Annotated in this window: 23 protein-coding genes; 15 read left to right on the top strand and 8 right to left on the bottom strand. The window is 69.2% G+C overall.

Annotated features, from left to right (window positions below; translation table 11 throughout):
* From ACWD4G_RS28455 to ACWD4G_RS28440, 4 genes are all read left to right on the top strand, one after another.
* A complete protein-coding gene (locus tag ACWD4G_RS28455; protein WP_451298274.1) occupies positions 1–1,050 on the top strand; it encodes a pectinesterase family protein in 1,050 nt (349 codons plus the stop codon).
* Positions 1,037–2,242: a dienelactone hydrolase family protein gene (locus tag ACWD4G_RS28450; protein WP_451298272.1), complete on the top strand. Its 1,206-nt coding sequence runs from the start codon at positions 1,037–1,039 to the stop codon at positions 2,240–2,242. The genes ACWD4G_RS28455 and ACWD4G_RS28450 overlap by 14 nt, the downstream gene beginning before the upstream one ends.
* Before the next feature lie 38 nt (positions 2,243–2,280).
* Positions 2,281–3,393 (top strand): right-handed parallel beta-helix repeat-containing protein, encoded by a 1,113-nt coding sequence (locus tag ACWD4G_RS28445; protein WP_451298270.1) that lies wholly within the window; start codon positions 2,281–2,283, stop codon positions 3,391–3,393.
* Between the two features lie 107 nt (positions 3,394–3,500).
* A complete protein-coding gene (locus ACWD4G_RS28440; protein ID WP_451298268.1) occupies positions 3,501–5,108 on the top strand; it encodes a lipase family alpha/beta hydrolase in 1,608 nt (535 codons plus the stop codon).
* On the opposite strand, the gene ACWD4G_RS28435 is transcribed toward ACWD4G_RS28440, so the two are convergent.
* The gene (locus tag ACWD4G_RS28435; RefSeq protein ID WP_451298266.1) at positions 5,095–7,317 is read right to left on the bottom strand and encodes a family 43 glycosylhydrolase; all 2,223 of its coding nucleotides are present in this window, start codon (positions 7,315–7,317) and stop codon (positions 5,095–5,097) included. The genes ACWD4G_RS28440 and ACWD4G_RS28435 overlap by 14 nt on opposite strands.
* Positions 7,318–7,549: 232 nt before the next feature.
* Here ACWD4G_RS28435 and ACWD4G_RS28430 point away from each other — a divergent pair, with 232 nt between their 5' ends.
* Complete coding sequence (locus tag ACWD4G_RS28430; RefSeq protein ID WP_451298264.1) at positions 7,550–8,704, top strand: right-handed parallel beta-helix repeat-containing protein; 1,155 nt, start codon at positions 7,550–7,552, stop codon at positions 8,702–8,704.
* A gap of 286 nt (positions 8,705–8,990) precedes the next feature.
* Here ACWD4G_RS28430 and ACWD4G_RS28425 read toward each other — a convergent pair whose 3' ends face one another.
* From ACWD4G_RS28425 to ACWD4G_RS28415, 3 genes are all read right to left on the bottom strand, one after another.
* On the bottom strand, positions 8,991–9,821 hold the full coding sequence (locus ACWD4G_RS28425; RefSeq protein ID WP_451298262.1) for a pectate lyase: 831 nt from the start codon (positions 9,819–9,821) through the stop codon (positions 8,991–8,993).
* 182 nt (positions 9,822–10,003) lie between these two features.
* The gene (locus tag ACWD4G_RS28420) at positions 10,004–10,879 is read right to left on the bottom strand and encodes an anti-sigma factor (protein ID WP_451298260.1); all 876 of its coding nucleotides are present in this window, start codon (positions 10,877–10,879) and stop codon (positions 10,004–10,006) included.
* Positions 10,876–11,517, bottom strand: coding sequence for a SigE family RNA polymerase sigma factor (locus ACWD4G_RS28415; RefSeq protein ID WP_451298258.1), 642 nt, complete (start codon positions 11,515–11,517; stop codon positions 10,876–10,878). Before ACWD4G_RS28415 ends, ACWD4G_RS28420 begins: the two co-directional genes overlap by 4 nt.
* Positions 11,518–11,828: 311 nt before the next feature.
* Here ACWD4G_RS28415 and ACWD4G_RS28410 point away from each other — a divergent pair, with 311 nt between their 5' ends.
* On the top strand, positions 11,829–13,280 hold the full coding sequence (locus ACWD4G_RS28410; RefSeq protein ID WP_451298256.1) for an NCS2 family permease: 1,452 nt from the start codon (positions 11,829–11,831) through the stop codon (positions 13,278–13,280).
* Positions 13,281–13,446: 166 nt separating this feature from the next.
* On the opposite strand, the gene ACWD4G_RS28405 is transcribed toward ACWD4G_RS28410, so the two are convergent.
* A complete protein-coding gene (locus ACWD4G_RS28405; RefSeq protein WP_451298254.1) occupies positions 13,447–14,898 on the bottom strand; it encodes a peptidoglycan D,D-transpeptidase FtsI family protein in 1,452 nt (483 codons plus the stop codon).
* 99 nt (positions 14,899–14,997) lie between these two features.
* The gene (locus ACWD4G_RS28400; RefSeq protein WP_451298252.1) at positions 14,998–15,771 is read right to left on the bottom strand and encodes an IclR family transcriptional regulator; all 774 of its coding nucleotides are present in this window, start codon (positions 15,769–15,771) and stop codon (positions 14,998–15,000) included.
* Positions 15,772–15,922: 151 nt separating this feature from the next.
* Between ACWD4G_RS28400 and ACWD4G_RS28395 the strand changes: the two genes are divergently transcribed.
* The 9 genes from ACWD4G_RS28395 (at position 15,923) to ACWD4G_RS28355 (ending at position 24,481) form a co-directional block, all read left to right on the top strand.
* A complete protein-coding gene (locus ACWD4G_RS28395; protein ID WP_451298250.1) occupies positions 15,923–17,467 on the top strand; it encodes an aldehyde dehydrogenase (NADP(+)) in 1,545 nt (514 codons plus the stop codon).
* 105 nt (positions 17,468–17,572) lie between these two features.
* Positions 17,573–18,181: a DUF1349 domain-containing protein gene (locus tag ACWD4G_RS28390; protein WP_451298248.1), complete on the top strand. Its 609-nt coding sequence runs from the start codon at positions 17,573–17,575 to the stop codon at positions 18,179–18,181.
* A 205-nt stretch (positions 18,182–18,386) separates the two neighbouring features.
* The gene (locus tag ACWD4G_RS28385; RefSeq protein WP_451298246.1) at positions 18,387–19,598 is read left to right on the top strand and encodes a M4 family metallopeptidase; all 1,212 of its coding nucleotides are present in this window, start codon (positions 18,387–18,389) and stop codon (positions 19,596–19,598) included.
* Positions 19,599–19,623: 25 nt separating this feature from the next.
* Positions 19,624–19,926 carry a protealysin inhibitor emfourin gene (locus ACWD4G_RS28380; protein WP_451298244.1) on the top strand — a complete coding sequence of 101 codons (303 nt, stop codon included), beginning with the start codon at positions 19,624–19,626 and terminating at the stop codon, positions 19,924–19,926.
* Between the two features lie 96 nt (positions 19,927–20,022).
* Positions 20,023–20,556 carry an N-acetyltransferase family protein gene (locus tag ACWD4G_RS28375; RefSeq protein WP_451298242.1) on the top strand — a complete coding sequence of 178 codons (534 nt, stop codon included), beginning with the start codon at positions 20,023–20,025 and terminating at the stop codon, positions 20,554–20,556.
* Positions 20,557–20,638: 82 nt separating this feature from the next.
* On the top strand, positions 20,639–21,355 hold the full coding sequence (locus ACWD4G_RS28370) for a DsbA family oxidoreductase (protein WP_451298240.1): 717 nt from the start codon (positions 20,639–20,641) through the stop codon (positions 21,353–21,355).
* A gap of 191 nt (positions 21,356–21,546) precedes the next feature.
* Positions 21,547–22,617: an aminotransferase class V-fold PLP-dependent enzyme gene (locus ACWD4G_RS28365; protein ID WP_451298238.1), complete on the top strand. Its 1,071-nt coding sequence runs from the start codon at positions 21,547–21,549 to the stop codon at positions 22,615–22,617.
* A gap of 135 nt (positions 22,618–22,752) precedes the next feature.
* Entirely contained in the window at positions 22,753–23,358 is a 606-nt protein-coding gene (locus tag ACWD4G_RS28360) for an RNA polymerase sigma factor (protein WP_451298236.1), read from the top strand.
* Positions 23,359–23,434: 76 nt separating this feature from the next.
* Complete coding sequence (locus tag ACWD4G_RS28355) at positions 23,435–24,481, top strand: maleylpyruvate isomerase family mycothiol-dependent enzyme (protein ID WP_451298234.1); 1,047 nt, start codon at positions 23,435–23,437, stop codon at positions 24,479–24,481.
* A 127-nt stretch (positions 24,482–24,608) separates the two neighbouring features.
* Here ACWD4G_RS28355 and thpD read toward each other — a convergent pair whose 3' ends face one another.
* Together thpD and ACWD4G_RS28345 are read right to left on the bottom strand one after the other, a co-directional pair.
* On the bottom strand, positions 24,609–25,511 hold the full coding sequence (gene thpD / locus ACWD4G_RS28350; protein ID WP_451298232.1) for an ectoine hydroxylase: 903 nt from the start codon (positions 25,509–25,511) through the stop codon (positions 24,609–24,611).
* A gap of 7 nt (positions 25,512–25,518) precedes the next feature.
* On the bottom strand, positions 25,519–25,923 hold the full coding sequence (locus ACWD4G_RS28345) for an ectoine synthase (protein ID WP_451298230.1): 405 nt from the start codon (positions 25,921–25,923) through the stop codon (positions 25,519–25,521).
* Position 25,924 lies beyond the last annotated feature (1 nt).

The raw sequence follows: 25,924 nt of genomic DNA, 5'->3' as shown, positions 1-25,924 counted from the left end.
ATGCGCCGGCGCACACTGCTCACCGGCATCGCCGGCGGCCTCGTGGCCGCCGGCGCCACCCCCGCCTTCGCCCTGGAGAGGGCCGAGCGGGACGGTGGCCGCCGGGTCCTGCACGTCCGGCCCGGCGGTTCGGTCCAGGCCGCCGTGGACGCGGTGGACGGCCCCGGCTGGACCATCGTCGTCCACCCGGGGACGTACCGAGAGGTCGTCAACATCCCCGCAACCAAAGGGGAGTTGACGCTGCGCGGCGCCTTGCGCGACCCCCGCGCCGCCGTGATCGTCTTCGACCGCGCCAACGGCACACCCCGGCCCGAGGGCGGTACGTACGGCACCGCCGGCTCCGCCACCTTCACCTCGGCGGCACCCGACCTGACTGTACGGGACCTCACCCTCGCCAACGACTGGCTGCGCGCCGACCACCCCGACATCACCGGGACCCAGGCCGTGGCCGCGTACATCACCGGCGACCGGTCGCACTTCGAGCGCGTACGGCTGCTGGCCCACCAGGACACCCTGTTCGCGGACACCACCGCGCTCGCCGCCTTCGACCGGCAGTACTACCGGGACTGCTATATCGAGGGCGACGTGGACTTCGTGTTCGGGCGCGCCACCGCCGTCTTCGAACACTGCCGCTTCCACACCCTCCAACGGGACGTGGACTTCACCCCCAAGGGCATGGTCTTCGCCCCCGCCACCGCCCGCGCCAACCCCTACGGCTTCCTGGCCGCCCACTGCCGGATCACCTCCGGAGCCGAGGACGCCGCCTACAAGATCGCCCGCCCCTGGGTGCCGTCGTACGAGACGACCGCCTGGCCCTCGCTCGTCGTCCGGGACACCTGGATCGGCCCCGGCATCGACGCCGTCACCCCGTACACCAACATGCGCGACGCCTACCCCTGGCAGACCATGCGCTTCCGCGAGTACGCCAACTCCGGCCCCGGCGCGGTGATCTCGGTCCCGGAGAACCGGCCCCAGCTCACGGCGGCGGAAGCGGAGGTGCACACACGGCGGACCTATCTGAGGGACTGGAGGCCCGATGGCCACCGGTGAGCCGCTGGCCCGGCGCAGCCTCGTCGTGGGCGCCGGGGCCGCCGCCCTGCTCGGGGGAGCGGGGTCCGGGAGCGTGAGCGCCGCCGACGCGCCGGCCGCCGGTGCCGCCGGTGCCGCCGGGACAACCGTCCTAGACGGCGGCCTCCCCGACTTCCACCCCCTCCTCAAGGACGAGCTCCGCTTCCCGCTCGCCTGGGGCGAGTCGCCGATCCGGGACTTCCGCGCCTGGCGGCGGGCGGCCCGCGCCAAGGTCGAGGAGCATCTGTGCGTCGACCGGGACGACACCCCGTACGACCCGGTCTTCGACGAGCGGCAGCGCGACGAGGCCGACGGCTACACCCGGGAGTCGGTCACTCTCTCCCTCACCCGGTACGGCCGTGTCCGCGCCGCCCTGCTCACCCCGCACGGCAGCGGACCGTTCCCCGCCGTACTCCTGCTCCACGACCACGGCGCCAAGTTCGACATCGGCAAGGAGAAGCTGGTCCGCCCCTGGTATGACGACACCCGCCTGGCCTCCGCTCAGGGCTGGGCCGACCGGTACTTCAGCGGGCGCTTCGTCGGCGACGAACTCGCCCGGCGCGGTTATGTCGTCCTTGTCGCCGACGCGCTCGGCTGGGGCGACCGGGGCCCGATCACCTACGACCAACAGCAGGCCCTGGCAAGCAACTTCTTCAACCTGGGCTCGTCGCTCGCCGGGCTCATGGCCAGGGAGGACGTCCGCGCGGCCGGGTTCCTCGCGGGGCTCGACCGTGTGGACCGGCGCCGGATCGCGGCCGTCGGCTTCTCGATGGGCGCCTTCCGGGCCTGGCAGACGGCCGCGCTCAGCGACGACATCGCCGCCTGCGCGAGTGTCTGCTGGATGACCGGCCTCAAGGAGGTCATGGTCCCCGGCAACAACATCCTGCGCGGCCAGTCCTCCTACTACATGCTCCACCCGGGACTACCCCGGTACCTCGACTTCCCCGACGTGGCGAGCATCGGCGCCCCCAAGCCGATGTTCTTCCTCAACGGCGGACTCGATCCGCTGTTTCCCCCCGACGGCGTCCACGTGGCGTACGACAAGCTGCGCGCCGTCTGGGGCTCATGCCACGCCGAGGAGCGGTTGCGCCTGAGGACCTGGCCCGACCTGGGCCATGTCTTCACCGACCGCATGCAGGACGAGGTCGTCACTTGGCTCGACTCCGTCCTGTGAACGTCCCCCACACCCGCACGAGAGAGGAACCGCTCCCCATGTCTCGTCGCACCGCCCTCGCCACCCTGGCGGCCCTGACCATGGGTGCCGGCCTGGCCGTTCTCCCCACCCAGGCCCACGCCGCCACCGTGGTCGTCAGCAACTCCACCGATCTGTCCAACGCCATCAAGAACGCCACCGCGGGCACCACCATCCAGGTGCGCGGCGGAACCTACTACCCGACGGCCACCCTCCAGTCCACGGCGAACGGCACCTCCTCCAGCCGGATCTACCTCCAGCCGTACGGCTCCGAGACCGTGAAGATCGACGGCTCGAACCTCCCCGACGGCGACTGGATCTTCAAGCTGACCGCCGACTACTGGACCGTCTCCGGCATCACCTTCCAGAACTCCCCGGACAGCGCGGTCGTCTGCCAGTCCTGTGCCTCCACGGTCTGGGACAACATCAAGACCATCAACGGCGGCGACTCCGGCTTCACCCTCACCGGGGACAGCACCACCAACAACCTGGTCCGCAACATCGACTCCTACGGCCACTACGACGCGGCCAACCACGGTGAGAACGCCGACGGCATCGCCGTGAAGTACGGCTCCGGCAGCGGCAACCTCATCACCGGAGCCCGCCTCTACAACAACTCGGACGACGGTCTGGACTTCTGGTCGTTCTCCTCGCCGGTCACCGTCGAGCACACCTGGGCGATGGGCAACGGCAAGAACCGCTGGGGCGACTCCGCGTTCGCGGGCGACGGCAACGGCTACAAGCTGGGCGGCGACGGAGAGGTCGTCGCCCATGTCGTCAACAACTCGGCGGCCTGGGACAACGCCGGCAACGGCTTCACCGAGAACAGCAACACCGGTGCCATCGTCATCAACCGCACCACCTCCTACGCCAACGCCAAGTGGGGCTACTACTTCGCCACCGGCGCCGCCCGACTCGGCAAGAACCTGGCGGTCGGCAACGGCTCCGGCTCGGTGAACAAGGGCTCGTCGGTCGTGTCCGCCGGCAACAACTGGGACTCCGGGATCTCCACCCCCGCCTTCCGCTCCACCGACGCCTCCTCGACGTACAACGCCCGCTCCTCCAGCGGCACCCTGCCCGCGACCACCTTCCTGACCACGGGCAGCACGACGATCGGGGCGACGATGGACTGACCCCCGGCACGCCGGGCAAAACGATTCTCTCGGCACGGAGGCGATACCGCCCCACACAGTGATGCGCGCACAGAGCGTGCGCGCATCACTCGAAGGGAGTGGTTCTCGTGGCCATTGGTTCTCGCCCACTGATCCTGATTCGCGGTTTCGGCGGCCCGGACGTGCAGGACGAACAACGCGACGCCTATCAGGGATTCAACAACGGCACGGTCTATCCCACCCGCCGGGGCGAGAACTACATCTACGAGGGATTCGTCCTGCGCGCCCTCAAATCACCGCTCCATCCCTACCGGGACGCCACCAATGTGGTCGGCTATTACGCGGAAGCGCAGCGGGCCGCCCCGAGCGAGAACAGCGGGTGGCCCGACGACCTGCTCAACGGCACCATGGTGGTCGATGTCGCCATGGCGAGGGAAGTGCTGAGCCAGGGCGCTTCCGGCACCCTGTGGATCTACCGCTATTACGACCTCGTCCCCCGGAAGATCGACCGTTACGGGGAAGGACTGGTCCGGCTCATCAGAATCATCCGACACGCCATGCGACCGGATGAGGAATTCACCGGTGTGGACATCGTCGCGCACAGCATGGGCGGTCTGGTCGTCCGGTCCGCGCTGACCCAGTTGGGGGAGCGGAGCGAGGAGTCCATCCACCGCATCGTCACCCTGGGCACTCCGCACCGCGGGATCGCCTTCCAGTACATGCCCGATCAGCTGGTGAAGAGCCTCCCAGGCTCGGTCGCGGACGAGATCGCCGCCTTCGACCCGGACCGCACCGACATCCGGGACATTCCGTTCCCCGCGTCGAGGATTCTCACCGTGGTCGGTACGGACTACCGCTCCTACGGCAGCAAGTTCGCCACTCTGGGCAATCGCATCGCCACCCTCGTAGACGAGGGCACGCTCAGTTACAACCGCAGTGACGGACTGGTCAAACAGTCCTCGGCGCAGATTCCCGGCGCTCCCCGGGCATTCGTCCACAAATGCCATGGGGGCCGCGATTCCCTGGTGACCTCACGCGAGGCGTATGAGATCGCCATGCGTTTCCTCCACGGCACCCACCACCTCCGACTGCGACTGGACCGGGCCGAGGTGACGCGAGGCCGTGATCTCTTCGGCCGCAGCGAATTCTATTTCGGGGTCTCCATCAAACCCCGGTTCGTCGATTTCGACCTCTTCCACCAGAGCGGCACCGCCGAGAACCTCTACGGCCCGTTCCGCAAGGAAAACCTCTCCGACGAACTGCCCGACCTCGCCGAGGAACTGGGCAAGCCCCTCTCGGAAGCGGGTGACGCCACGACCGGCTGGGCGGGGGAGAACCGGCTGATCTGGGAGGGCTGGCTGGACGCCTCCGCCAAACCGGCGGACGCGGTGGACAAGTCGGTGGTGCTCCGTATCGATGTGCAGGTCTATGAGCGGGACAGCTTCGGGGTCGGATTCTCCGACAACGTCGTCTTCCGCAAGCAGTACTACGCCCAGGCGATCCCCGACGCCGGGGAGTTGGCGCTCTACCTCCACACGGGCGAGCGCTTCCTGGCGCCGGGGACCACCCACGACGAAGTACGGGAGGCGGCTCAGACGGAGGGGACGGGGGTGCAGAGGATGAGACCCACCGACGGGGGAGAGACCGGCACCCGGACCTTCACGGTCGCAGGTACCGGCTTCGAAGCGGACCTCTCCCTGTCGGTGGCCGACCGACGCGCCCCTACGGACGCCTGACCGACTCCAGCGTCGGCACCACCGGCTTGATCGTTCCGTCGGCCGCGAACTCCATCCGGTCGATGGTCGTCTCCCGGTGCATACCGTCCCCGCCGGACCTGCCGGGCCCGTTCAGCGCGAACCGGTGGTAGACCATGTACCAGTCGTCCGTGCCGGGGGTGTTGACGACCGAGTGGTGGCCGGTGGCGAGGATGCCGTACTCGGGGCGCTTGGACAGGATGGTGCCCCGCTTGGTCCACGGGCCGAGCGGGGTCGGCCCGGTCGCGTACGCCACGTGGTAGTTCTCACTGCGGGTGTCGTCCTCGGACCACATGAAGTAGTACGTGCCGTTCCGCTTGATCACGAAGGAGCCCTCCCGGAAGTTGTCCGGGGTGATGTCCTTCACCTTCGAGGCGTCGAACGACACCATGTCGTCATTCAGCGGCACCACATAGCCGTGCCCGTTGCCCCAGTACAGATACGACTGGCCGTCGTCGTCCGTGAACACCGACGGGTCGATCATCTGACCGCTCCACGCCCCGCCCTTGGCGACCAGCGGCTTGCCGAGCGCGTCCTTGAAGGGCCCGGCGGGGGAGTCGGCCACCGCCACACCGATCTGCTGCTCGGCGCAGAAGTAGAAGTAGTACTTGCCGTCGCGCTCGGCGATCGCCGGGGCCCAGGCGTTCTTGTCCGCCCAGGACACATCCGGCCCCAGGTCAAGGATCACCCCGTGGTCCTTCCAGTTCACCAGGTCCTTCGAGGAGAACGCCTTGAACCGCGTACCGCTCCAGCCGGGGAAGCCGTCCGTCGTCGGATAGATCCAGTAACGGCCGTCCATGTACTTCACATCGGGGTCGGCGTAGAGGCCGGGCAGGACCGGGCTGCGCATCGGCACCGCCTCCACCGTCCAGGTGCGCCGTGTGCCGTCGGCCGCCGTCACGGTGTACTTCTGCGGCTTACGGAAGTCCAGCCGCGTTCCGGACTTGGGGCTCACCTTCGCGCCCTCGCCCAGCCACAGCTTGGGCGCGAGCCGCTTGAGGTCGGCGCCCGGCTCCATCGGAAGGACGACCTTCGAGGAGGCCTCCGTCACGACGGCGTACCCCTTCTGGTCCTTCACCGTCGCGTCCACGACCGAGGTGGGGCTCACCGGGTACGCGGCCAGCAGCCGGTCGTACTCCTCCTGCGTCACCGGCAGGACGGTGCCGTGCCGGGGGCTGGCCGGCAACTGGTAGTTCTCCGACATGGTCCAGTCGCCCGAGTCGAGATCGGTGGTCTCGAAGGGGACATAGCCGCGGCCACCGTACTCGTCGATGAACAGGTACCACTTGTCCTCGGTGTTCGACTTGAACACCGTCGGACCCTCGCCCCGGTCGATCGAGCCGCTGCCGACGCAGTCCGAGACGAAGTCGTACGAGGTGTCCGTCAGCGAGGTCGACTTCTCGGCCGTGATGAACTTCGAGCAGGGGCTGGAGGAGCTGGGGTCCCGCTCGTCCTTGGTGTAGCGGTAGTAGGTGCCCTCGTGCTCCACGACCGTGGAGTCGATCACCGAATAGCCCGGATCGTTCCAGACCTTGGGCGCGCTGAAGGTACGGAAGTCCTTCGTCGTCGCGTACATCATCTTGTTGTACGTCGAGCCCGTGTGGTCCGGGTCGTCGTCGGCGTACAGCTTCGACGCCCAGAAGACGACGAACTCACCGAGGCCGGCGTCCCAGTACGCCTCCGGAGCCCAGGTGTTGCCCGCGTTGTCGGGGGAGACCTTCACCAGGCGCTGGTCGGTCCAGTCGACCAGGTCGGTGGACTCCCAGACCATGATCGACTTGCTGCCGTGGCGCTGGACCTGGTCCCAACTGCCGCTGCTGTTCTGGTACATCCGCAGATCGGTCGCGATCATGTAGAACTTGTCGCCCTCGGGGGAGCGGATCACGAACGGGTCGCGCAGACCCTTCTCGCCGATGGTGGAGGTGAGCACCGGCTTGCCCGCGTTCAGCTCCCGCCAGTGCAGCGGGTCGTTGCCACGGCTGAGGGCATAGCGGATCTGTTCGCCGTCGGCGGTGCCCTCACCGGTGAAGTAGGCGAAGAGATAACCGGCGTACTGGGATTTCTTCACGGGTTGTTCCGATGTCTTCGCAGGGGGCTGGGGCTGGGCGGCTGTGCCTGGCGGGGCGGCCATCAGGCTGAGAAAGAGTGCCAGGAGGGGGAGCAGGAGCGTACGGGCGGTGGGGCGTCGCATGACACATCCTGTGGAAGTCTGGGCGATTCTGTTGAATAAGGGCCCCTGGAGTCTCACCAGTGGGGCACGACGCGTCAATGGGGAGGACGTGACGATCCGGAGCGAAACTTTCGGCGGATTTCGTGGAGGTGACGGCAACCCTTTCCGGTCGGGCGGCGACCAGTGATCAGAAGCGGGCCGGGGCGGCCCCTCCGGCCCGCTTCGTTCTCGTCCCCATCAGAGAGGAACAACCGTGCGGCAGACCATCGGGCGCCACCGAAGAACCCGGACCCTGTCGATCGCCGCCGCCGTGGCGGTCGCGTCGGGGGCGGGCGGGGTGTATCTCGGCCTCGCGGACGACGGCGCCCAGGCCGCCACCACCACGGTGACCGTCTCCAACGCCGCTCAGCTGGAGTCGGCCGTCACGGGCGCCACCGCCGGTACGACGATCCAGCTCCGCGCCGGCACGTACTACCCGACGAAGACCCTGAAGTCCACGGCGAACGGCACCGCCTCGGCCCGGATCACGCTCACCGCGTACGGCAGCGAGAAGGTCAGGATCGACGGGTCCAAACTGGCCGCCGGCTCCTGGCTCGCCGGAATCTACGGCGACTACTGGACCGTCTCCTCCCTCACCTTCCAGAACTCCCCGGCCCAGGGCTTCGTCGCCACCTCCTCCGTCGGCGGGATCTTCAAGAACCTGGTCACCGCGAACAACGGCGACTCCGGCTTCACCCTGCGCGGCGACGGCACCACCGGCAACCTGGTGCAGAACCTCGACAGCTACGGCAACTACGACGCCGCGAACCACGGCCAGAACGCCGACGGTATCGCCGTCAAGTTCGGCTCCGGCACCGGCAACAGGATCACCGGCGCGCGCCTCTACAACAACGCGGATGACGGCCTCGACCTCTGGCAGTTCTCCTCGCCGGTCCTCGTCGAGCACTCCTGGGCCTTCGGCAACGGAAAGAACCGCTGGAACGACTCCGCCTTCGAGGGCAACGGCAACGGGTTCAAGCTGGGCGGCGGCGGAGCGTCGGTCGCCCACTCCGTCAACCACAACGCCGCCTGGGACAACACGCTGCACGGGTTCACCGAGAACTCCAACACCGGCGCGATGCTGCTGAACCGGAACACCGCGTACGCCAACAAGGGGCAGGGGTTCTACTTCGCCACCGGCGCGGCTCGGCTGGCCCGGAACCTCGCTGTGAACAACGGTTCCGGGAAGGCCAAGCTGGGGTCGCGGACAGTGTCCGCCGCGAACAACTGGGACAGTGGGGTGGCTACGCCGTCGTTCAAGTCGACGGATGCCGGCACGGCGTACGGTGCTAGGAAGGCTGATGGCTCGCTGCCGGCTACGACCTTCCTGACGACTGGGTCCACGGCTATCGGGTCGGCTATGAACTGACGTGCCGCGAGAGGTTTTTGGGGAGCTGCGGGTCCGTTGTGGCTGGTCGCGCCCACGCGGCGGAGCCGCATATTGACACAGCCCCGCGCCCCCAAAAGGGGCGCGAACGCCCCCGTCGGTCGTCACCGGCGGGGGCGTTCTTTTGGGTGTGCCGACCGAGGGGGGCTTGGCCGGCACCTGCTGCTGGCCGAGGGGGGCTCAAGCCAGCAGGTTCATGGGGAGCGGCGACAGCCGCTGATGAGTAGTTACCCGCGGTCGGGCGTCCGCGAACGCGTTCGTGCTCGTATCACTTGTACGTGAGGGAGGATGACGAGAACTTGCAGTGGGTTCCGTCCGGCCCGGTCCCGATCTGCTTCGGCTCGTCGCCGCTGCTGTTGCCCTTGAAGCGCACGCAGACCTTGACCTTCTTCTTCGGGTCGTTGTGGATGCGGATCTTCGAGAGCGTGGCGGTGTCGCCGTAGTTGGCGTTGACGCCGACGATCACCTTCAGGGGCGCGACGACGTCGATGTCGCTCAGCACGATCGTGCGCTTGTACTGCTTGCTGCAGTTGCCGCAGGAGCGCACCAGCTTGCCGGAGTTCTGCACCCGGAACCCGGAGACGCTCAGCTTCCCGGCGCCGTTGAACTGGAAGACCTTGTCGTCGGCCTTGCGGGCGCCGCCGCCGATGACCTTGTAGACGGCCTTGGACGACTTGCCCTTGAAGCTGGCGGCGTCCTCGCCGACGTCCAGCCACCACACGTTCTTCAGGGTGCAACTGCCCTTGCAGTGCACACCGTCCGCGCCGGGCACCCCGATGATCACGTTCTTCAGCACGGCACCGTCGGCCAGTTCGAAGATCGGGTCCTGGCCCTCGTCCTGGCTGCCGTCGCCGAGCGCGCCCTTGCCGAGGAACTTCTTCATCTTGCCGTCGTAGGTGCCCTTGACCTCGATCGTCGAGGACACGGCCTTGCTGCCCTTGGCCGTGGGCCAGGTGGCGGCGGCGCCGGCGGTGGACAGCATCGACGTCGTGACGATCGCCGCGCCGGTGAGCCCGAACGCGGCCAGCGACCCGACCACGACCCGTCGTCTCGCTACCCGACGCCGGTGCCGTACGCGCTGTTCTTCAGATGCGGTCATGGACCCGCTTCCTCGCTGGTGGTGACTCTTGCGCCTCTTGGTCGCCACCGGTGAGGAAAGGGTTGCCGCGTCTCCAGAATTTTTTTACGAGCCGCTCACGCGATCGCCGCCCGGCACGCCCCACGCGACCCACGCGCCCCGCGCGACCCGCGATGGTTCCGCAGGGTTCCGCCGGGACCGCTCTACGAGTCGCCCTCGTCCGAGGAGTCGTCGTCCTGCCCCTCGAAGTCCCCCGCCACCGCGAGGTCCTTGCCGTCGGCCTTCGCGGTCATCGCGTACGTGTCGTCGCCCGCGTCCCGGCCGCCGCGCTCGTGGTTGTACTGGCCGGCGAAGACGAACTCGCCCTCCGGGACCGTACGTCCGTCCTTGAGGACCCAGGTGTAGACGAGGAAGCCGTCGGACTCCTCGACGGTGAGGTCGAAGTCCTGTTCCGGCAGCGAGCGCCAGGCGCCGGCCGAGGTGACACCGCCGGTCTGGGCGATCCTCAGCTGGACGGTGAGTTCGGTGAGCTGCTCGTCCGTCTTCAGGGTCACATTGCTCTGCGCCCAGAAGTCGTTGCTGTGCGGGTCGACCGAACCGTCCGACCAGAGCGGGCCGTCCTCCTCGTTCCCGGAGGCGGGCAGCTCCGGCGGAGCCTGGGTGTCCTCGGGCGACGGGGTGTTCGACGGTGTCGAACTGGGCTTCTTCGTCCCGCCCTTGTCGCGGGGCGTCGGCGTCGGCTGTTCGGGCTGCTCCGGCGGCCGGCTCGTCGCGGCGGGGGAGTCGACCGGCGTGGGCGACACGGCGACCGTCCGGTCCGCCGGGGTCTGATCGGCCTTCACCGCCGAGGCCACCGCGTAACCGCCGACCGCGAGCACACCGGCGACACCGGCGGTCGCGCTCACCACCCGTACCCAGCCCCACAGCGGCGGACGCGTCGCCTTGCGGCTGCGCGCGCGCTGCTCCTCGGGGGCCGCCATACCGCGCTCGATCCGGGCCAGGATGCGGGCGCGATCGGGCTCGTGCGCCTCGGCCGACTCACGCAGCCGGGCGCGCAGCTCCTCGTGCACGTCCCTCATCGGTCCCTTCCTCCGCTGCCCGGCACACCCGCGCCGGTCACCCTCGCTCCCGGTACGGCCGTACCGGCCGTACCGTTCACGCCCCCGCCCGTCACACCCGCGCCCGTGACGCCGGCATGCATCCGGCGCGGCGCGTCCTCGGAGCCGAGCAGCTTCTGCAACTCGGCCATGCCCTTGGACGTCTGGCTCTTCACGGTACCGACCGAGACGCCGAGGGCGAGCGCGGTGTCCTTCTCCGAGAGGTCGAAAGCATGACGCAGCACCACACAGGCCCGCTTGCGGAACGGCAGTCTGCGCAGCGCCGACTGGACGTCGACCACTCCGGGCACATCCGGGTTCTCGGTCTTCTCCTCGCGCTGCGACCAGAACAGCGTGATCCGGCGGCGCTCCCGGACCGCGCTGCGGATACGGGTCCGGGCGAGGTTGGCGACGACGCCACGGGCGTACGCCACCGGGTGGTCGGCCGCCCGCACCCGGTCCCAGCGGTGCCACAGCGCGAGCAGCGCGTCGGCGGCGAGATCGTCGGCGGCGTCCGCCTCCCCGGTCAACAGATGGGCCAGACGGGACAGTTCGGCATAGTGCCGTTCGAAGAAGGCGTGGAACTCCACGGAGGCTGCGTCGTCGACGACAGTGCCCACGGCCGACCTCTCTCCTCGCTGCGGCTGGACGGACACCGGGCCGGTCGGCCCCGATGGCTTGTCCGATGGCTGTGCGTGTCATGTGAATGACACGTGATCATCCGGGGATGACCCCGGCGAGATCCGGAAGAGTAGCAGTGATCGTGAAAGATGCTCGTACGCGGCTTCGGACTCTGTACGGCCGGCCGAACGCCGTCTTACGGGGAGAACTCCGATTCCGTAACACGGAGAAAACCTGAAACGGGTTCATCGCGGGAACAATCCAGCCAGCATCCGCGCGTAGAACCACACACGTCCCTAGGAGTACCGCCATGTCCGACGCACAGAAGGTGGCCGACCGGCAGACCGCCGAGCCACCCGGGGCGAACAGCGTCGATCGCTTCTTCAGGATCACCGCCCGGGGTTCCACCTTCGCCCGGGAGATCCGTGGCGGCTTCGCCACCTTCTTCACGATGGCGTACATCCTTGTCCTGAATCCCATCATCCTCGGCAGCGCGAAGGACAAGTACGGTCACACCCTCGACGGGGCCGAACTCGTCACCGCCACCGCCCTCGTGGCCGCCGTGATGACGATCATCATGGGCGTCGGAGGAAACCTTCCGCTCGCCCTCGCCGCGGGCCTCGGCCTCAACGCCGTCGTGGCCTTCCAGATAGCCCCGCTGATGAGCTGGTCCGACGCGATGGGCCTGGTCGTCCTCGAAGGTCTGCTGATCTGCGTCCTCGTGGTCACGGGCCTGCGCGAGGCCGTCATGCACGCGATACCGCAGGCGCTCAAGCAGGCGATCAGCGTCGGCATCGGCCTGTTCATCGCCTTCATCGGCTTCGTCGACGCGGGGTTCGTCAGCCGTATCCCCGACATCGCTGGCACGACCGTGCCGGTCCAACTCGGCGGCACCGGACAGCTGTCCGGCTGGCCCATCCTGGTCTTCTGCCTCGGCGTTCTGCTGACCATCGCGCTGCTCGCCCGGAAGGTGAGGGGCGCGATCCTCATCAGCATCCTCGCGATGACCGTCGTTGCGATCGTGATCAACTCGATCGCCGACATCAAGAGCTGGGGACTGACCACCCCGAAGGTCCCCGACGACCTCGTGGCCGCCCCCGAGTTCGGGCTGATCGGCGACTTCAGCCTCTTCGGCTCCTTCGGTGAGACCACCGTGATCACGGTTGTTCTCCTGATCTTCACTCTCCTTCTGTCCGACTTCTTCGACACCATGGGCACGGTCGTCGGCATCACCGCCGAGGCCGGACTCCTCGACGAGCAGGGCAAGGTGCCGCACCTCGGGCGCGTGCTGCTGATCGACGGTGCCGCCGCCGTGGCCGGCGGTGCCTCCTCCGCCTCCTCCGCGACCTCCTACATCGAGTCCGCGGCCGGCGTCGGCGAGGGCGCCCGCACCGGCTTCGCCAACCTGGTCACCGGCGGCCTCTTCGCCGTCGCCCTCTTCCTCACCCCGCTGCTGACCATCGTGCCCATGCAGGCCGCCGCCCCCGCCCTCGTCGCCGTCGGCTTCCTGATGATGACCCAGGTCAAGAAGATCGACTGGGACAAGTACGAGATCGCCATCCCCGCGTTCCTGACGATCGCCGTGATGCCGTTCACCTACTCCATCACCAACGGCATCGGCGCCGGCTTCGTCGCCTACGTCCTGATCAAGACGGTCCTCGGCAAGGCGAAGGAGGTCCACTGGCTCCTGTGGGGCACGTCGGTGCTGTTCCTGATCTACTTCGCGATCAACCCGATCGAGCAGCTGCTGGGCGTGAAGTAACCGCTGGGCGAGTACCGCGCCCCGTAAGGGGCGCGGGGAACTGCGCGACCAGCCACAACGGGCCGCAGCCGAAGAACGAAACACATTCGGCAGTCGCATACGAGGGGCCGCCCCCGGGGGGATCGGGGCGGCCCCTCTCTTCAGTCGGCCCTGCCGCGGCCGGGGTTCACCCCGTGAGCGCCGCCTCCATCACCGCTTTGGCCACCGGCGCCGCCAGCCCGTTGCCGCTGACCTCCGACCGGGCCGCCCCCGACTGCTCGACGACGACCGCCACGGCGACCTCCTTGCCATCGGCTTTCCCGTACGACGTGAACCACGCGTACGGCGTCTTGCTGTTGTTCTCCCCGTGCTGGGCCGTACCGGTCTTGCCGCCCACGGTCACCCCGTCGATCCGCGCGTTGGTTCCCGTGCCGTCCTCGACGACCGTCTGCATCGCCGACTGCAACTGCTCGGCCGTGGACGAGCTGACGATCTCCTTGGTGGTGGCCCCGGAGTCGTAGTCCTCAAGGACGTCACCCCCACTGTTGGTGATCTGCGACACCATGTGCGGCGAGACCAGCTTCCCGCCGTTCGCGATCGCCGCCGACACCATCGCCATCTGCAGCGGCGTCGCCGTCACGTCGTACTGCCCGATCCCGGTCAGCGCGGTCGACGGCTCGTTCATGCCGGACGGATACACACTCTCGTACGCCCGCACCGGCACATCCTGCGTCGAGTCGTTGAAGCCGAACTTCTCCGCCATCGCCCGCACCTTGTCCTGCCCCAGGTCGACGGCCATCTTGGCGAACACGTTGTTGCACGAGTACTGGAGCGCCGTACGGATCGTGGCGTTCTCGCAGGGCGCGGAGGTGTTCTCGTTCTCCAGCTCCGTCGTCGTACCCGGCAGGGTGTACGGGTCCGGGCTGTCCGTCTTCTCGTCCACCGACGCGTACAGGCCGTCCTCCAGCGCGGCGGCGGCCACCACCAGCTTGAACGTCGACCCCGGCGGCAGCGGCTGCCGCAACGCCCGGTTGGTCAGCGGCTTGTCCTCGTCCGCGTTGAGCTTCTTCCACGCCGTACCGGCGGTATTGGCGTCGGTGAGCGAGTTCGGGTCGTACGACGGGGTCGACACCACCGCGAGGATCTTGCCGGTGGTCGGGTCGATCGCGACGGCCGCGCCCTTCTTGTCACCGAGCGCGTCGTACGCGGCCTTCTGTACATCCGGATCGATGGTCGTGATCACATTGCCGGGGTCCGCGCGCTTGTCGGTGACCGTGTCCATCACCGTCTTCAGCCGCAGATCGGTGCCGCCCAGCAGATCCTCGTAAATGCCCTCCAGTTGCGTGGAGGCGTACGCCTGGGAGGAGTAGCCCGTCACCGCCGCGTACAGCGGGCCGTCGGTGTACGTGCGCTTGTACGCGAGGTCGCTGTCCTTCGTCCTCGCCGAGCCGGTGATCGACTCGCCGCCCACGATGATGTTCCCGAGCGGCTCGTGGTACGTCCTGATCACGTTGCGCCGGTTCTTCTGGTTGTCCGCGAGCGCCGTGGCCTCGTAGAACTGCACCCAGGTCGCCCTCACCAGCAGGGCGAGCACGAGCAGCAACACGGAGACGGCGGTGCGCCTGATCGTCTTGTTCATTCCACTCGGACAGACGAGCGGGATGCGGGCGTTCGTTCCTTCCGTCCGCTTTTCTCATGGGGTCTTCATATGCCGACCGGTGAGCGGAAGGGCGGGGACTCAGAGGCGGCGGGTCGCCAGCGTCAGACGGTCCCGGGCGTCGAAGAGGGCGTCCTTGACGAGCTGTTCATGGGCCGGGGTCAGCCGGGCCACGGGGACCGAGCAGCTGATGGCGTCACGGGCCGGGGTGCGGTACGGGATCGCCACTCCGAAGCAGCGCAGCCCGAGCGTGTTCTCCTCACGGTCGACGGAGAAGCCCTGCTCACGGATCTGACGCAGCTCCTCGATGAGCTGTTCGCGGTCGGTGATCGTGTTCTCGGTGAGCGCCGGCAGCGTCTCCGGGAGCATCTTGCGGACCTGCTCGTCGGTGTGGGTGGCGAGCAGCGCCTTGCCGAGCGAGGTGGAGTGCGCGGGCAGCCGGCGGCCGACGCGGGTGAAGGGGCGCAGATAGTGCTGGGACTGCCGGGTGGCCAGATAGACGACGTTGGTGCCGTCGAGACGGGCCAGGTGGATGGTCTCGGTGGTGTCGTCGGAGAGCCGGTCGAGGGTCGGCCGGGCCAGGGCCACGACCTCGTCGCCGTCGATGTACGACGTACCGACCAGCAGGGCCCGTACGCCGATGCCGTACCGTGTGCCCGTCGCGTCGGTCTCCACCCAGCCCAGCTCCACGAGCGTGCGCAGCAGCATATAGAGGCTCGACTTGGGGTATCCGATGGCCTCCTGCACGGCGGCCAGGGAGTGCATTCCGGGGCGGCCGGCGAAGTATTCCAGCAGCTCAACCGTCCGTACGGCGGATTTGACCTGCGCCCCGCCCCCCGTCTCGCCAGCCGACATCGCCCTTGACCCCTTCGTTCGGCGGGAAATAGTCTCCAACAGCATATTCATCATCAGAGACGGCGTTCAGTATATCGAACGCGCTGGTGAAGTGATCCAGGTGGATCTCAGATAATCCAGGTAATCCGGTTGATTTGTGAAGGGACCCGTGGTGGCAGCAGCACCAGTCTGGAGTGTCGACCCCCGTACCGGGAAGCAGCGCGAGCAGGTTGCGGTGGAGGCCACAGCCCAGGAGGTGGACGCCGCCGTCCGCGCCGCCCACGCCGCCCGTGGTTCCCTCGCCGACCGCACGGTCCGCGCGGCCTTCCTGCGCACCGCCGCCGACCAGCTCCAGGCGGCCAAGGACCAGCTCGTGGAGGCCGCCGACGCCGAGACCGCGCTCGGCCCGGTCCGCCTCACCGGTGAACTCGCCCGTACCTGCTACCAGCTGCGGGCCTTCGCGGACATCGTCGACGAGGGCGCCTTCCTCGACGTGGTGATCAACCACCCCGACGACACCGCCACCCCGCCCATCCCCGACCTGCGCCGCTACAAGGTCCCCCTGGGCGTCGTCGCCGTCTACTCGGCCTCCAACTTCCCCTTCGCCTTCTCTGTCCCCGGCGGTGACACGGCGAGCGCCCTGGCCGCAGGCTGCCCGGTCGTCGTCAAGGCCCACCCCGACCACCCGGCCCTGTCCGAGCTGGTCGCGGTCGTCCTGCGCCGCGCCGCCGCCGAGCACGGCATCCCCGAGGGCGTCCTCGGCCTGGTCCACGGCTTCGAGGCGGGCGTCGAGCTGGTCAAGCACCCGCTGGTGACCGCCGCCGGCTTCACCGGTTCCGTACGCGGTGGCCGTGCCCTCTTCGACGCGGCGGCGGCCCGCCCGGTGCCGATCCCGTTCCACGGCGAGCTGGGCTCCCTGAACCCCGTCCTCATCACCGAGGCGGCGGCCGCCGAGCGCCCCGAGGCCATCGGTTCGGGTCTCGCCGGGTCCATGACGCTGGGCGTCGGCCAGTTCTGTGTGAAGCCGGGCCTGGTGCTGGCGCCGCAGGGCCCCGCCGGTGACCAGCTGCTCAAGTCCCTGACGGACGCGGTCAGCGCCGTCGACGCCGGTGTTCTGCTGGACCACCGGATGCGGGACAACTTCATCGCCGGTGTCGCCGAGCGCGCGGAGCTGCCGGACGTCGAGTCGCCGGTCACCGCGGGCGCGGGCAGCGAGCACACCGTCAGCCCCGGCTTCCTCACCGTGCCCGCCGCCAAGCTGGCGAGCGAGGGCGAGCACGACCTCCTCCTGGAGGAGTGCTTCGGCCCGATCACCGTCGTGGCCCGCTACGAGGACGAGGCCGAGGCCAAGTCCGTGCTGTCCCGGCTGCCGGGCAACCTGACCGCCACGGTGCACCTGTCCGGTGAGGAGGCCGCCGGGGAGGGGCGTGGGCCCGAGCTGCTGGCCGAGCTGACGCCGCTCGCCGGGCGCGTGCTCGTGAACGGCTGGCCGACGGGGGTGGCTGTGGCCGCCGCCCAGCATCACGGTGGGCCGTACCCGGCCACCACCTCCATGTCCACGTCGGTGGGCGGTACCGCCATCGAGCGGTGGCTGCGGCCGGTGGTGTACCAGGGGGCGCCTGAGGCGCTGCTGCCGGCGGAGCTGCGGGACGAGAATCCGTTGGGGCTGCCCCGGAGGGTCGACGGCAATCTGGAAGGCCGTACGGTCGCGCCGTAGGGGTTCTGTTGTTTTCGGGGCGCGGGTTGTGTGTGGCTTGTCGCGCAGTTCCCCGCGCCCCTTATGGGGGCGCCATAGTCGGCCGGGAGCTGTAAGACTCTGCCCATGGATGTCGAACTTCCCGAACTGCCCTTCTCCCTCCGTACTTACGGCCCCGACGGCCACTGGTCCTATGAGGACGGGGTCCTCACCGGGTGGGCCGGGCCCCGGCAGGATCGGTTTGTGCCGCCTACCGGGGAGGGGCTGGACCCGGCCTCCGACGCGCCCCGGCTGCTCGGGGCGCCGGAGGGGGACTTCCAGCTGATCGCCCGGGTCACCGTGGGCTTCGCCGGGGCCTTCGACGCCGGGGTGCTGTATGTCCATGTCGGTGAGCGGGCCTGGGCGAAGCTGTGTCTGGAGTACTCGCCCGATGTGCCCACCGTCTGCACGGTCGTGACCCGGGGGCACTCGGACGACGCCAACTCCTTCACCGTGGACGGCAGTTCCGTCTGGCTGAGGGTCAGCCGCACCGGCCGGGCCTTCGCCTTCCACGCCTCCCGCGACGGCAAGCAGTGGATCTTCGTCCGGCTCTTCACCCTCGCCGACGAGCAGCCCACCGGTGCCGCCCTCGTCGGTTTCATGACCCAGTCCCCGATGGGTGAGGGCTGCGTCGTGACCTACGACGAGATCGAGTTCCGCCCGAACTGGCCGCAGGACCTCAGAAACGGCAGCTGACGGCCTCGGCGGGGGCGGTGCGGGGATAGGTGCGGGGATATCTCCGGCGTCACACCGGGCTCTCGGGGACGGCTCGTTGGTGCGTTTGCCAGCCCATGGGGCCGGCGGGACACTGGTGATATCGGCGTGACACCGCCGCCGAGAACGGAGTCGGCCGGCGCTCACGCGACTCTCCTCCTTATGCCTTTCGCGTCGGAGGTATCCCATGAGCACGACCGGCCGCCCCAACTGCATCATCCCGCCGCACATTCTCGACAAGCTCCTCGAAAGCGAGGACCACGAGGTGCGGCGGGCCGCTCTCGACACGCTGCTGACCACCGCTCGACTGAGGGGCGAGCGAACGGTCCTGGCGTCCTTCGCGGGTGCCGCCTCCCCCGGAAACGGCCGTCGGACCGTCTTCGACTGCGGACAGAGCACCTTCCTCCCCTTCGCCGATCTCGCCAGATCGGAGGACGGACCGGCGTCCTCGGACGAAGCCGTCAACCGGGCATTCGACAAAGTCGGCATCACTCGTGACTTCTACCGAGAAGTGCTCCAGCGCAATTCGATCGACGGCCTGGGCATGCGCCTGGACGCCTACGTCCACTACGGCGTGAACTACAACAACGCGTTCTGGGACGGCCGCCAGATGGTCTTCGGCGACGGAGACGGCAGACTGTTCACCGACTTCACCGCGTCCCTCGATGTGACCGGCCATGAAATGGCGCACGGCGTCACCGAATACACCGCGAACCTCGTGTATCACCATCAGCCCGGCGCTCTGAACGAATCGATGTCGGACGTCTTCGGTTCCCTGGTCAAGCAGTGGGCGCTGAATCAGTCGGCCGAGAAAGCGGACTGGCTGATCGGGGCCGAGATCTTCACCCCGGACATCGGCGCCGATGCCCTGCGATCGCTGAAGGAACCGGGCCACGCCTACGACAACCCCCTGTTCGGCAAGGACCCCCAGCCCGCCCATATGCGCGATTTCGTCCATCTGCCGGACACCGAACCGGGCGACAACGCCGGCGTGCACATCAACTCCGGAATTCCGAACAAGGCGTTCTATCTGACGGCGACGCGTATCGGCGGCTTCGCATGGGAGGCTCCCGCGCTCATCTGGTACGAGTCGCTCAAGGCGTCCAGCTTCAACAGCCGGTTCCAGGATTTCGCGGACACCACCTATCAGAAGGCCGAGGAACTCTACGGGGCCGACAGCGCCGAACAACTGGCCGTGCTGGCCGCGTGGCACGACGTGGGCATCCAGATCAGCGGGGTCCCGGCCGGGGCCGCCCGCTCGCGGAGCCTCGCGGCACACCGGGAGACGGGAGCGAGCCAGGAGAACGGCCTGGCCGCTCTGACCAGGCAGATCGGCGAACTGAGCGCCCAGGTCACCGGGCTCACCAAGAAGGTCACCACGATGAAGGGCCGCACATGACCACCGAGCCGGGGGGCTCCGCGCGATGAAGGTGGCCCTGCGGGTGCACGGCGGGCTGGCGGCGGCGGTCAACCTCGGCCGCCCGCCCAGGGAACTGGACACCGAGAACCTGGCCGGGGACGCCGGGGCGGAGCTGTCCCGCTTGCTGGCGGCGGTCGCCTCCGAGGGCGAGGAGAGCCGCCCCGGCCCCGGCGGCGATGCGATGAGCTACACGATCACGGTGGAGGACGGCGACACCACCACCGTTCTCACCCGGTCGGACACCACCATGTCCCCGGCGTTCGCCGCACTGCTCACCTGGCTGGAGAAGCACCTCGCCCAGGGGTGACGACGCGCACGGCCCGACGAGAGGGGAACCGGGAGACGGGGAGAGGGGAACCAGGAGGCGGGTGACGGCGTCCTCGGCGGCATGATCAAGGAACGTGTGAGCCGCGTCACAGGGGCGCGGGTGATCAGGACCGTGCTCCCCGCCGAGGCGCAGGCCGTCGCCGCGCTGCACGCCAGGGTCCGGGCCGCGTGCCGCCCGGACGGGGCCCCCGACGACGGTACGGACGAGCGGGGCGGCGACGGTACCGATGGGCAGGGCGGTTGGCGGCGGGCCATCGAGCGGCCCGGCGGGCGGGTGCTGTGCGCCGTGGAGCACGGCGGAATCGTCGGCGTCGCCGCCTTCCGCCCGGCCGGGGGCGCCCCCGTCGACACCGTCCGCCTCCTCTGTTTCCACATCGCCCCCGACCATCGGCATCGAGGCACCGGCCGCGCCCTGCACGCCGCCTGTGTCGAGGAGTGGCAGGCGGACGGCACCCGCACGGCCACCCTCGTGCTGCCCGCCGCCGACCACCGGGCCCGAGCGTTCTACACCCGCCTGGGCTGGACCCCGGCCCCGGCCGCCCTCCCCGCCGCCCGCTGTCTGCCGCTCACCTACGCCGTGCCCGCGCCTCTGCCCCTGCCCGGGGAATGAAACCGAGCTGCTTGAACGTTCATCGACCGCAGAGGAAGCGGAGGGCATCTCCGTCCGACCGAAGAGAGAGCTGACTGACACCATGCGCGTCGAGATCTGGAGCGACATCGCCTGCCCCTGGTGCTACGTGGGCAAGGCCCGCTTCGAGAAGGCGCTCGCGGCCTTCCCGCACCGCGACGACGTCGAGGTGGTGCACCGCTCCTTCGAACTCGACCCGGGCCGGGCGAAGGACGACATCCAGCCGGTGCTCACCATGCTGAGCAAGAAGTACGGCATGAGCGAGGCCCAGGCCCAGGCCGGCGAGCACAACCTCCGTACCCAGGCCGCCGCCGAGGGCCTCGGCTACCGCGCCGAGGGCCGCGACCACGGCAGCACCTTCGACATGCACCGCCTCCTCCACCTCGCCAAGGAACAGGGGCTGCAGTCCGAACTCCTCCAGCTCCTCTACCGGGCGAACTTCGCCGACGAGCGGTCCGTGTACGCCGACGCCGATGAGTTCCTGATCGAGCTGGCCGTCGAGGCGGGGCTGGACGAAGGGGCCGCGCGCGAGGTGCTGGCCGATCCTTCCGCGTACGCCGATGCCGTACGCGCGGATGAGCGTGAGGCCGCCGAGTTGGGGGCGAACGGGGTGCCGTTCTTCGTGCTGGACCGCAAGTACGGGGTTTCGGGGGCGCAGCCCCACGAGGTCTTTGAGCAGGCGTTGACTCAGGCTTGGGGTGGGCGGGTGCCGTTGAAGGTGGTTCAGGGGGAGGACGAGGTTTGTGGGCCGGATGGGTGTGCGGTGCCGCACGGTCGGTGACGCCGTCCGAGTCCCGCCGTAGCGGGTGCGGTTGAGTGCGGGCTGCGGCCAGGTTGTGGTTGCTCGCGCAGTTCCCCGCGCCCCTTTAGGGCAGGGCAGTGCAGCTCAGCTGTGATGTATAAGCATTGCTTGGGTTATCCGCGTACAACATCTCAATGGACGGCAGGTCCCTGGGCCTCCACAGTGGTCCCATGGAGACTTTGGCGACGTTCGAGAGCATCGTCCGATCCGAGTTCGCACCCGTGAAGACCTATCTGAATACGGCGAGCAGTGGTCTGCTCCCCGCCCGTACCGTGGCCGCGCTTCATGAGGCCGCGTTGCTTCGGGCCGAGGGCAGGCCGTTGGGCTCGTTGCATGAGGATGTGGAGGGGGTCCGGGCGGCCTTCGCCCGGCTGGCCGGGGTGGCGGTCGGGCGGGTGGCGGTCGGGCCCTCGGTCGCCGTGAACGTGGGGCTGATCGCGGCCTCGCTGGCGCCCGGTGCCGAGGTGCTCACCGCCGAGGACGACTTCGCCTCCGTCGTGAACCCCTTCCATGTGCGCGGTGACCTCAAGGTCCGGGCCGTTCCGCTGGAGCGGATCGCCGAGTCCGTCCGTCCCGGCACCGCGCTCGTCGCCGTCAGCGCCGCCCAGTCCGCCGACGGCCGGATCGCCGATCTGCCCGCGCTGCGAGAGGCGGCACGGGAACACGGGGCGCGTACGTGCGTCGACTTCTCGCAGTCCGCCGGATGGCTGCCGATGACGGCCGACGCGTACGACTTCACCGTCACCGTCAGCTTCAAGTGGCTGCTCGGCCCGCACGGCGCCGCCTTCCTCACCGTCCCGGAGGACACCGACGACTTCGGCGGGCTGACACCGCTGCTGGCCGGGTGGATCGCGGGGGAGAACCCGTGGGACAGCTGTTACGGGCCGGTCGCCGAACTCGCCCACTCCGCCCGGCGGTTCGATGTGTCACCACCGCTGTTCACCTACGCCGGACTGCGCCGCTCCCTCGCGCTGATCGAGGAACTCGGTGTGGACGCCGTGCGCGCCCATGACCTCGCGCTGGCCGAGCGCTTCCGCGCCGGGCTCGCGACCCTCGGGCACGAGCCGGTGCACGCGCCCGGCTCGGCCATCGTGTCGGTGCCCGGACTGGGCGGCAGACAGCCCGAGTTGAGCGCGGCCGGCATCGAGGTCTCCAACCGCGCCGGCAATCTGCGCGCCTCCTTCCACCTCTACAACACGAACACCGACGTCGACCGCCTTCTGGAGGCTCTCGCCGGCTGAGGAGGGGGGAGGCCGAGGCGCGCACCACCGGCGGGCGCGGCGTGAACCCCGGCGGGCGGCACGGGCGGTGAAACTCCGGCTGTCCGGCGGAACCACTGGCGCCGCCCCCGCGTGGACGCTAGGAAGACACCAGGGGTGGTGCCGGTGGAGCCGACGCTCGAACAGCCGAACCTCGATGCGGAGTTGCATCGGCGGCTGGTGTACGGGGACGAGTCCGCGCTGCGCGAGGCGTACGCGGAGTACGGGGCGCTCGTCCGGCGGGTGGCCGTGCGGGTCACCCACAGCCCGGCGGCGGCCGAGGACGTGGCGCAGGAGGTCTTCGCGCAGCTGTGGAGCAGGCCGTACGCGTACGACGCGCGCCGTGGCTCCCTGCGCACCTGGCTGTCCATGGTCGCGCACCGGCGGGCCGTGGACTGGGTGCGCAGCGAGGCCCGGCACCGCAAGGACGCCCGCGCCGACGACCTGGCGGTGGCCGCGATCCCCGACCCCCGCCCCGGCCCGGACGAGACCGTCGTCGACCGCGAGCGCTCCCTCCTGCTGCACTCCGCCCTCGCCGAACTCCCGCGCACCCAGCGGGAAGTGGTCCACCTCGCCTACTTCGCGGGCCGCACCTACCGTCAGGCCGCCGTCGAACTCGGCATACCCGAAGGCACCGCGAAGACCCGGCTCCGCTCGGCCCTGCGCAAACTCGCCGAGTCCCTCGCCGATCCACCCGACCCCGCTCAGGTGAGGGGTACGTGATGAGAACGCCCGAGATGTACCGGGACATACGGGCCCTGCGTATGGTGGACATGGCAGGGCGAAAGGGCGACGCGCGATGACCAACGACCACGACGGCGTACGAGAGCTGCTGGCCGCCTGGGCGATCGGCGCGCTCCCACCGGGTGACGACGAGACCGTCCCCCGGCATCTCGCCGAGTGCGCGCCCTGCGCGGCGGAGGCCGAGCGCCTCCGGAAGACCGTACGGCTCCTCGACGGGGCCGCCGGACCTGACGGTGCCCTGAACCGGAACGCGAACGGGCACGTGGACCGGGGTGTGGACGGTGTACTCGCGCTGGCGTTGCGCTCTCGGCGGCCCCGCGCCCCCGAGGTCGCCCCGCACGCCGTCCCGTACGCCGCCGCCGTCGCCGGGCTCCAGGCGCTGGTGCCGGAGCTGGACGGACGCTGGGGCACACCGGTGGTGCACGACTGGGACGCCCAGGCGACCGTCGCCCACCTCATCGCCGCCGACGAACACCTCGCCGTACAACTCGGGCTCGAAGCACGGCCGCCCGTCTCCCGCATCCCGGACGGCACCCCGGCGGGGGAGGCCTGGGACCGCCGTACCGCCGACGTGATCGCGTACGAGCACGCGCGCACGCCGGCGGAGACCGTCGCCACCTGGGCCGCGCAGGCCGCCGCACTGCTCGCCACACCGGAGGCGCGCGACCCCGAGAGCGCCGCGCGCGCCGTCTCGGTGATGGGCCTGCGCCTCCCCGCCACCGACCACTTCCTGGTGCGCGCCTTCGAGGCATGGATTCACACCGACGACATCGGCCGCGCCCTGGGCCTGGCGGTACCCCCACCCCCCGACGCACACCTGGACCAGCTGGTCCGCCTGGCCGTCCGCATCCTCGCCCTGGCCCTGCACGACGCGCCCCCGGTCCTCTTCGAGGTCCCGGGGGCCGCCGACACCCGCAACACCAGCTGGGTCCTGGGCAACGACAGCGAGCCGGTACGAGCCGAACTGACCCTGGCCCCGGTCGACTTCTGCCTCCTGGTGGGAGGCCGCTACGCCCCAGCAGAGGTCCCGAGGGCGATGACGGGCGACGAGGACCCGGTCAGGAACGTCCTGGAGACAGCGGCTGCGCTGGCGTGGTTGTAGAGGCGCCCCTTGGATGGCCCCGCAGGGGCCTTCAAGGGGCGCGGGGCTGTATTCGATATGCGGCTCCGCCGCGTGGGCGCGACCACCCACGACCGGCAGTCGGCACCCGGCAGTCCCCCAACGGCGCTTACCGAACCGGCGAAAAATCCCTCGCCCCGATGAACGACGGCCGCCGCACAGGCGCCGCGAACGGCTCCACCGCCGTGTTCTCCACACTGTTGAACACGATGAACACATTGCTGCGCGGGAACGGCGTGATGTTGTCCCCGGACCCGTGCATGCAGTTGCAGTCGAACCACGTCGCCGACCCCGCCCTGCCCGTGAACAGCTTGATGCCGTACTCGGAGGCCATGCGCGACAGCGCCTCGTCCGACGGAGTCCCGGCGTCCTGCATCTGCAGCGACTTCTTGTAGTTGTCCTTCGGCGTGGCCCCGGCGCAGCCGAGGAACGTCCGGTGCGACCCCGGCATGATCATGAGGCCGCCGTTGGTGTCGTGGTTCTCGGTCAGCGCGATCGACACGGACACGGTCCGCATGTTCGGCAGCCCGTCCTCCGCGTGCCAGGTCTCGAAGTCGGAGTGCCAGTAGAAGCCGGACGCCCCGAAACCGGGCTTGACGTTGATCCGCGACTGGTGGACGTACACGTCCGAGCCGAGGATCTGCCGGGCCCGCCCGACCACCCGCTCGTCGCGCACCAGCCGTGCGAACACCTCGCTGATCCGGTGGACCTCGAAGACCGACCGGATCTCCTGGGACTTCGGCTCGATGATCGACCGCTCGTCGGCCCGGACGGCGGGGTCGGTGACAAGTCGCTCCAACTCCCGCCGGTAGACCGGGACTTCGTCGGGCCGGATCAGCTCCTCGACGGTGAGGAAGCCGTCGCGCTCGTACGACTGGAGGTCGGTGAGGGAGATCGGGCCGGGGGTGCCGGGTGCGCCCCAGACGACGGGGTCCTGGCGGGGGACGGACACCTCGGTGGCGCCTCGGCTGGGGTAGAGATCGGTGACGTTGCCGGTCATGGCGGTGGTCATGGGGTTCTCACTCCTCCTCGGGTTCGGTGAGCCGGGGGTAGACGCCGTTCTCGTCGTGGTCCTCCCTGCCGGTGACGGGCGGGTTGAAGACGCAGACGCAGCGGAAGTCCTCCTTGACGCGCAGCGTGTGCCGCTCATGGCCGTCGAGGAGGTACATGGTGCCGGGGGAGATCGGGTACGTCCGGCCGGTCTCGTGGTCGGTCAGCTCGGCCTCGCCCTCGACGCACACGACGGCCTCGATGTGGTTCGCGTACCACATCGACGTCTCCGTACCCGCGTACAGGACGGTCTCGTGGAGCGAGAAGCCGACGCGCTCCTTGGCGAGGACGATCCGTTTGCTCTCCCAGGTGCCGGACTTGGCCTTCACATGCCGGTCGGTGCCTTCGAGGTCCTTGAACGATCGGACGATCACA

The sequence above is a fragment of the Streptomyces sp. NPDC002643 genome, assembly GCF_053592555.1.
This window is presented reverse-complemented; position numbering and strand designations above follow the sequence as displayed.

Bases quoted from the DNA above. Each gene is read 5' to 3' on its own strand.
- ACWD4G_RS28455 (WP_451298274.1), top strand. From the start codon at position 1: ATGCGCCGGCGCACACTGCTCACCGGCATCGCCGGCGGCCTCGTGGCC.
- ACWD4G_RS28450 (WP_451298272.1), top strand. From the start codon at position 1,037: ATGGCCACCGGTGAGCCGCTGGCCCGGCGCAGCCTCGTCGTGGGCGCC.
- ACWD4G_RS28445 (WP_451298270.1), top strand. From the start codon at position 2,281: ATGTCTCGTCGCACCGCCCTCGCCACCCTGGCGGCCCTGACCATGGGT.
- ACWD4G_RS28435 (WP_451298266.1), bottom strand. From the start codon at position 7,317: ATGCGACGCCCCACCGCCCGTACGCTCCTGCTCCCCCTCCTGGCACTC.
- ACWD4G_RS28425 (WP_451298262.1), bottom strand. From the start codon at position 9,821: ATGACCGCATCTGAAGAACAGCGCGTACGGCACCGGCGTCGGGTAGCG.
- ACWD4G_RS28420 (WP_451298260.1), bottom strand. From the start codon at position 10,879: ATGAGGGACGTGCACGAGGAGCTGCGCGCCCGGCTGCGTGAGTCGGCC.
- ACWD4G_RS28410 (WP_451298256.1), top strand. From the start codon at position 11,829: ATGTCCGACGCACAGAAGGTGGCCGACCGGCAGACCGCCGAGCCACCC.
- ACWD4G_RS28405 (WP_451298254.1), bottom strand. From the start codon at position 14,898: ATGAACAAGACGATCAGGCGCACCGCCGTCTCCGTGTTGCTGCTCGTG.
- ACWD4G_RS28400 (WP_451298252.1), bottom strand. From the start codon at position 15,771: ATGTCGGCTGGCGAGACGGGGGGCGGGGCGCAGGTCAAATCCGCCGTA.
- ACWD4G_RS28390 (WP_451298248.1), top strand. From the start codon at position 17,573: ATGGATGTCGAACTTCCCGAACTGCCCTTCTCCCTCCGTACTTACGGC.
- ACWD4G_RS28385 (WP_451298246.1), top strand. From the start codon at position 18,387: ATGAGCACGACCGGCCGCCCCAACTGCATCATCCCGCCGCACATTCTC.
- ACWD4G_RS28380 (WP_451298244.1), top strand. From the start codon at position 19,624: ATGAAGGTGGCCCTGCGGGTGCACGGCGGGCTGGCGGCGGCGGTCAAC.
- ACWD4G_RS28370 (WP_451298240.1), top strand. From the start codon at position 20,639: ATGCGCGTCGAGATCTGGAGCGACATCGCCTGCCCCTGGTGCTACGTG.
- ACWD4G_RS28365 (WP_451298238.1), top strand. From the start codon at position 21,547: ATGGAGACTTTGGCGACGTTCGAGAGCATCGTCCGATCCGAGTTCGCA.
- ACWD4G_RS28355 (WP_451298234.1), top strand. From the start codon at position 23,435: ATGACCAACGACCACGACGGCGTACGAGAGCTGCTGGCCGCCTGGGCG.
- thpD (WP_451298232.1), bottom strand. From the start codon at position 25,511: ATGACCACCGCCATGACCGGCAACGTCACCGATCTCTACCCCAGCCGA.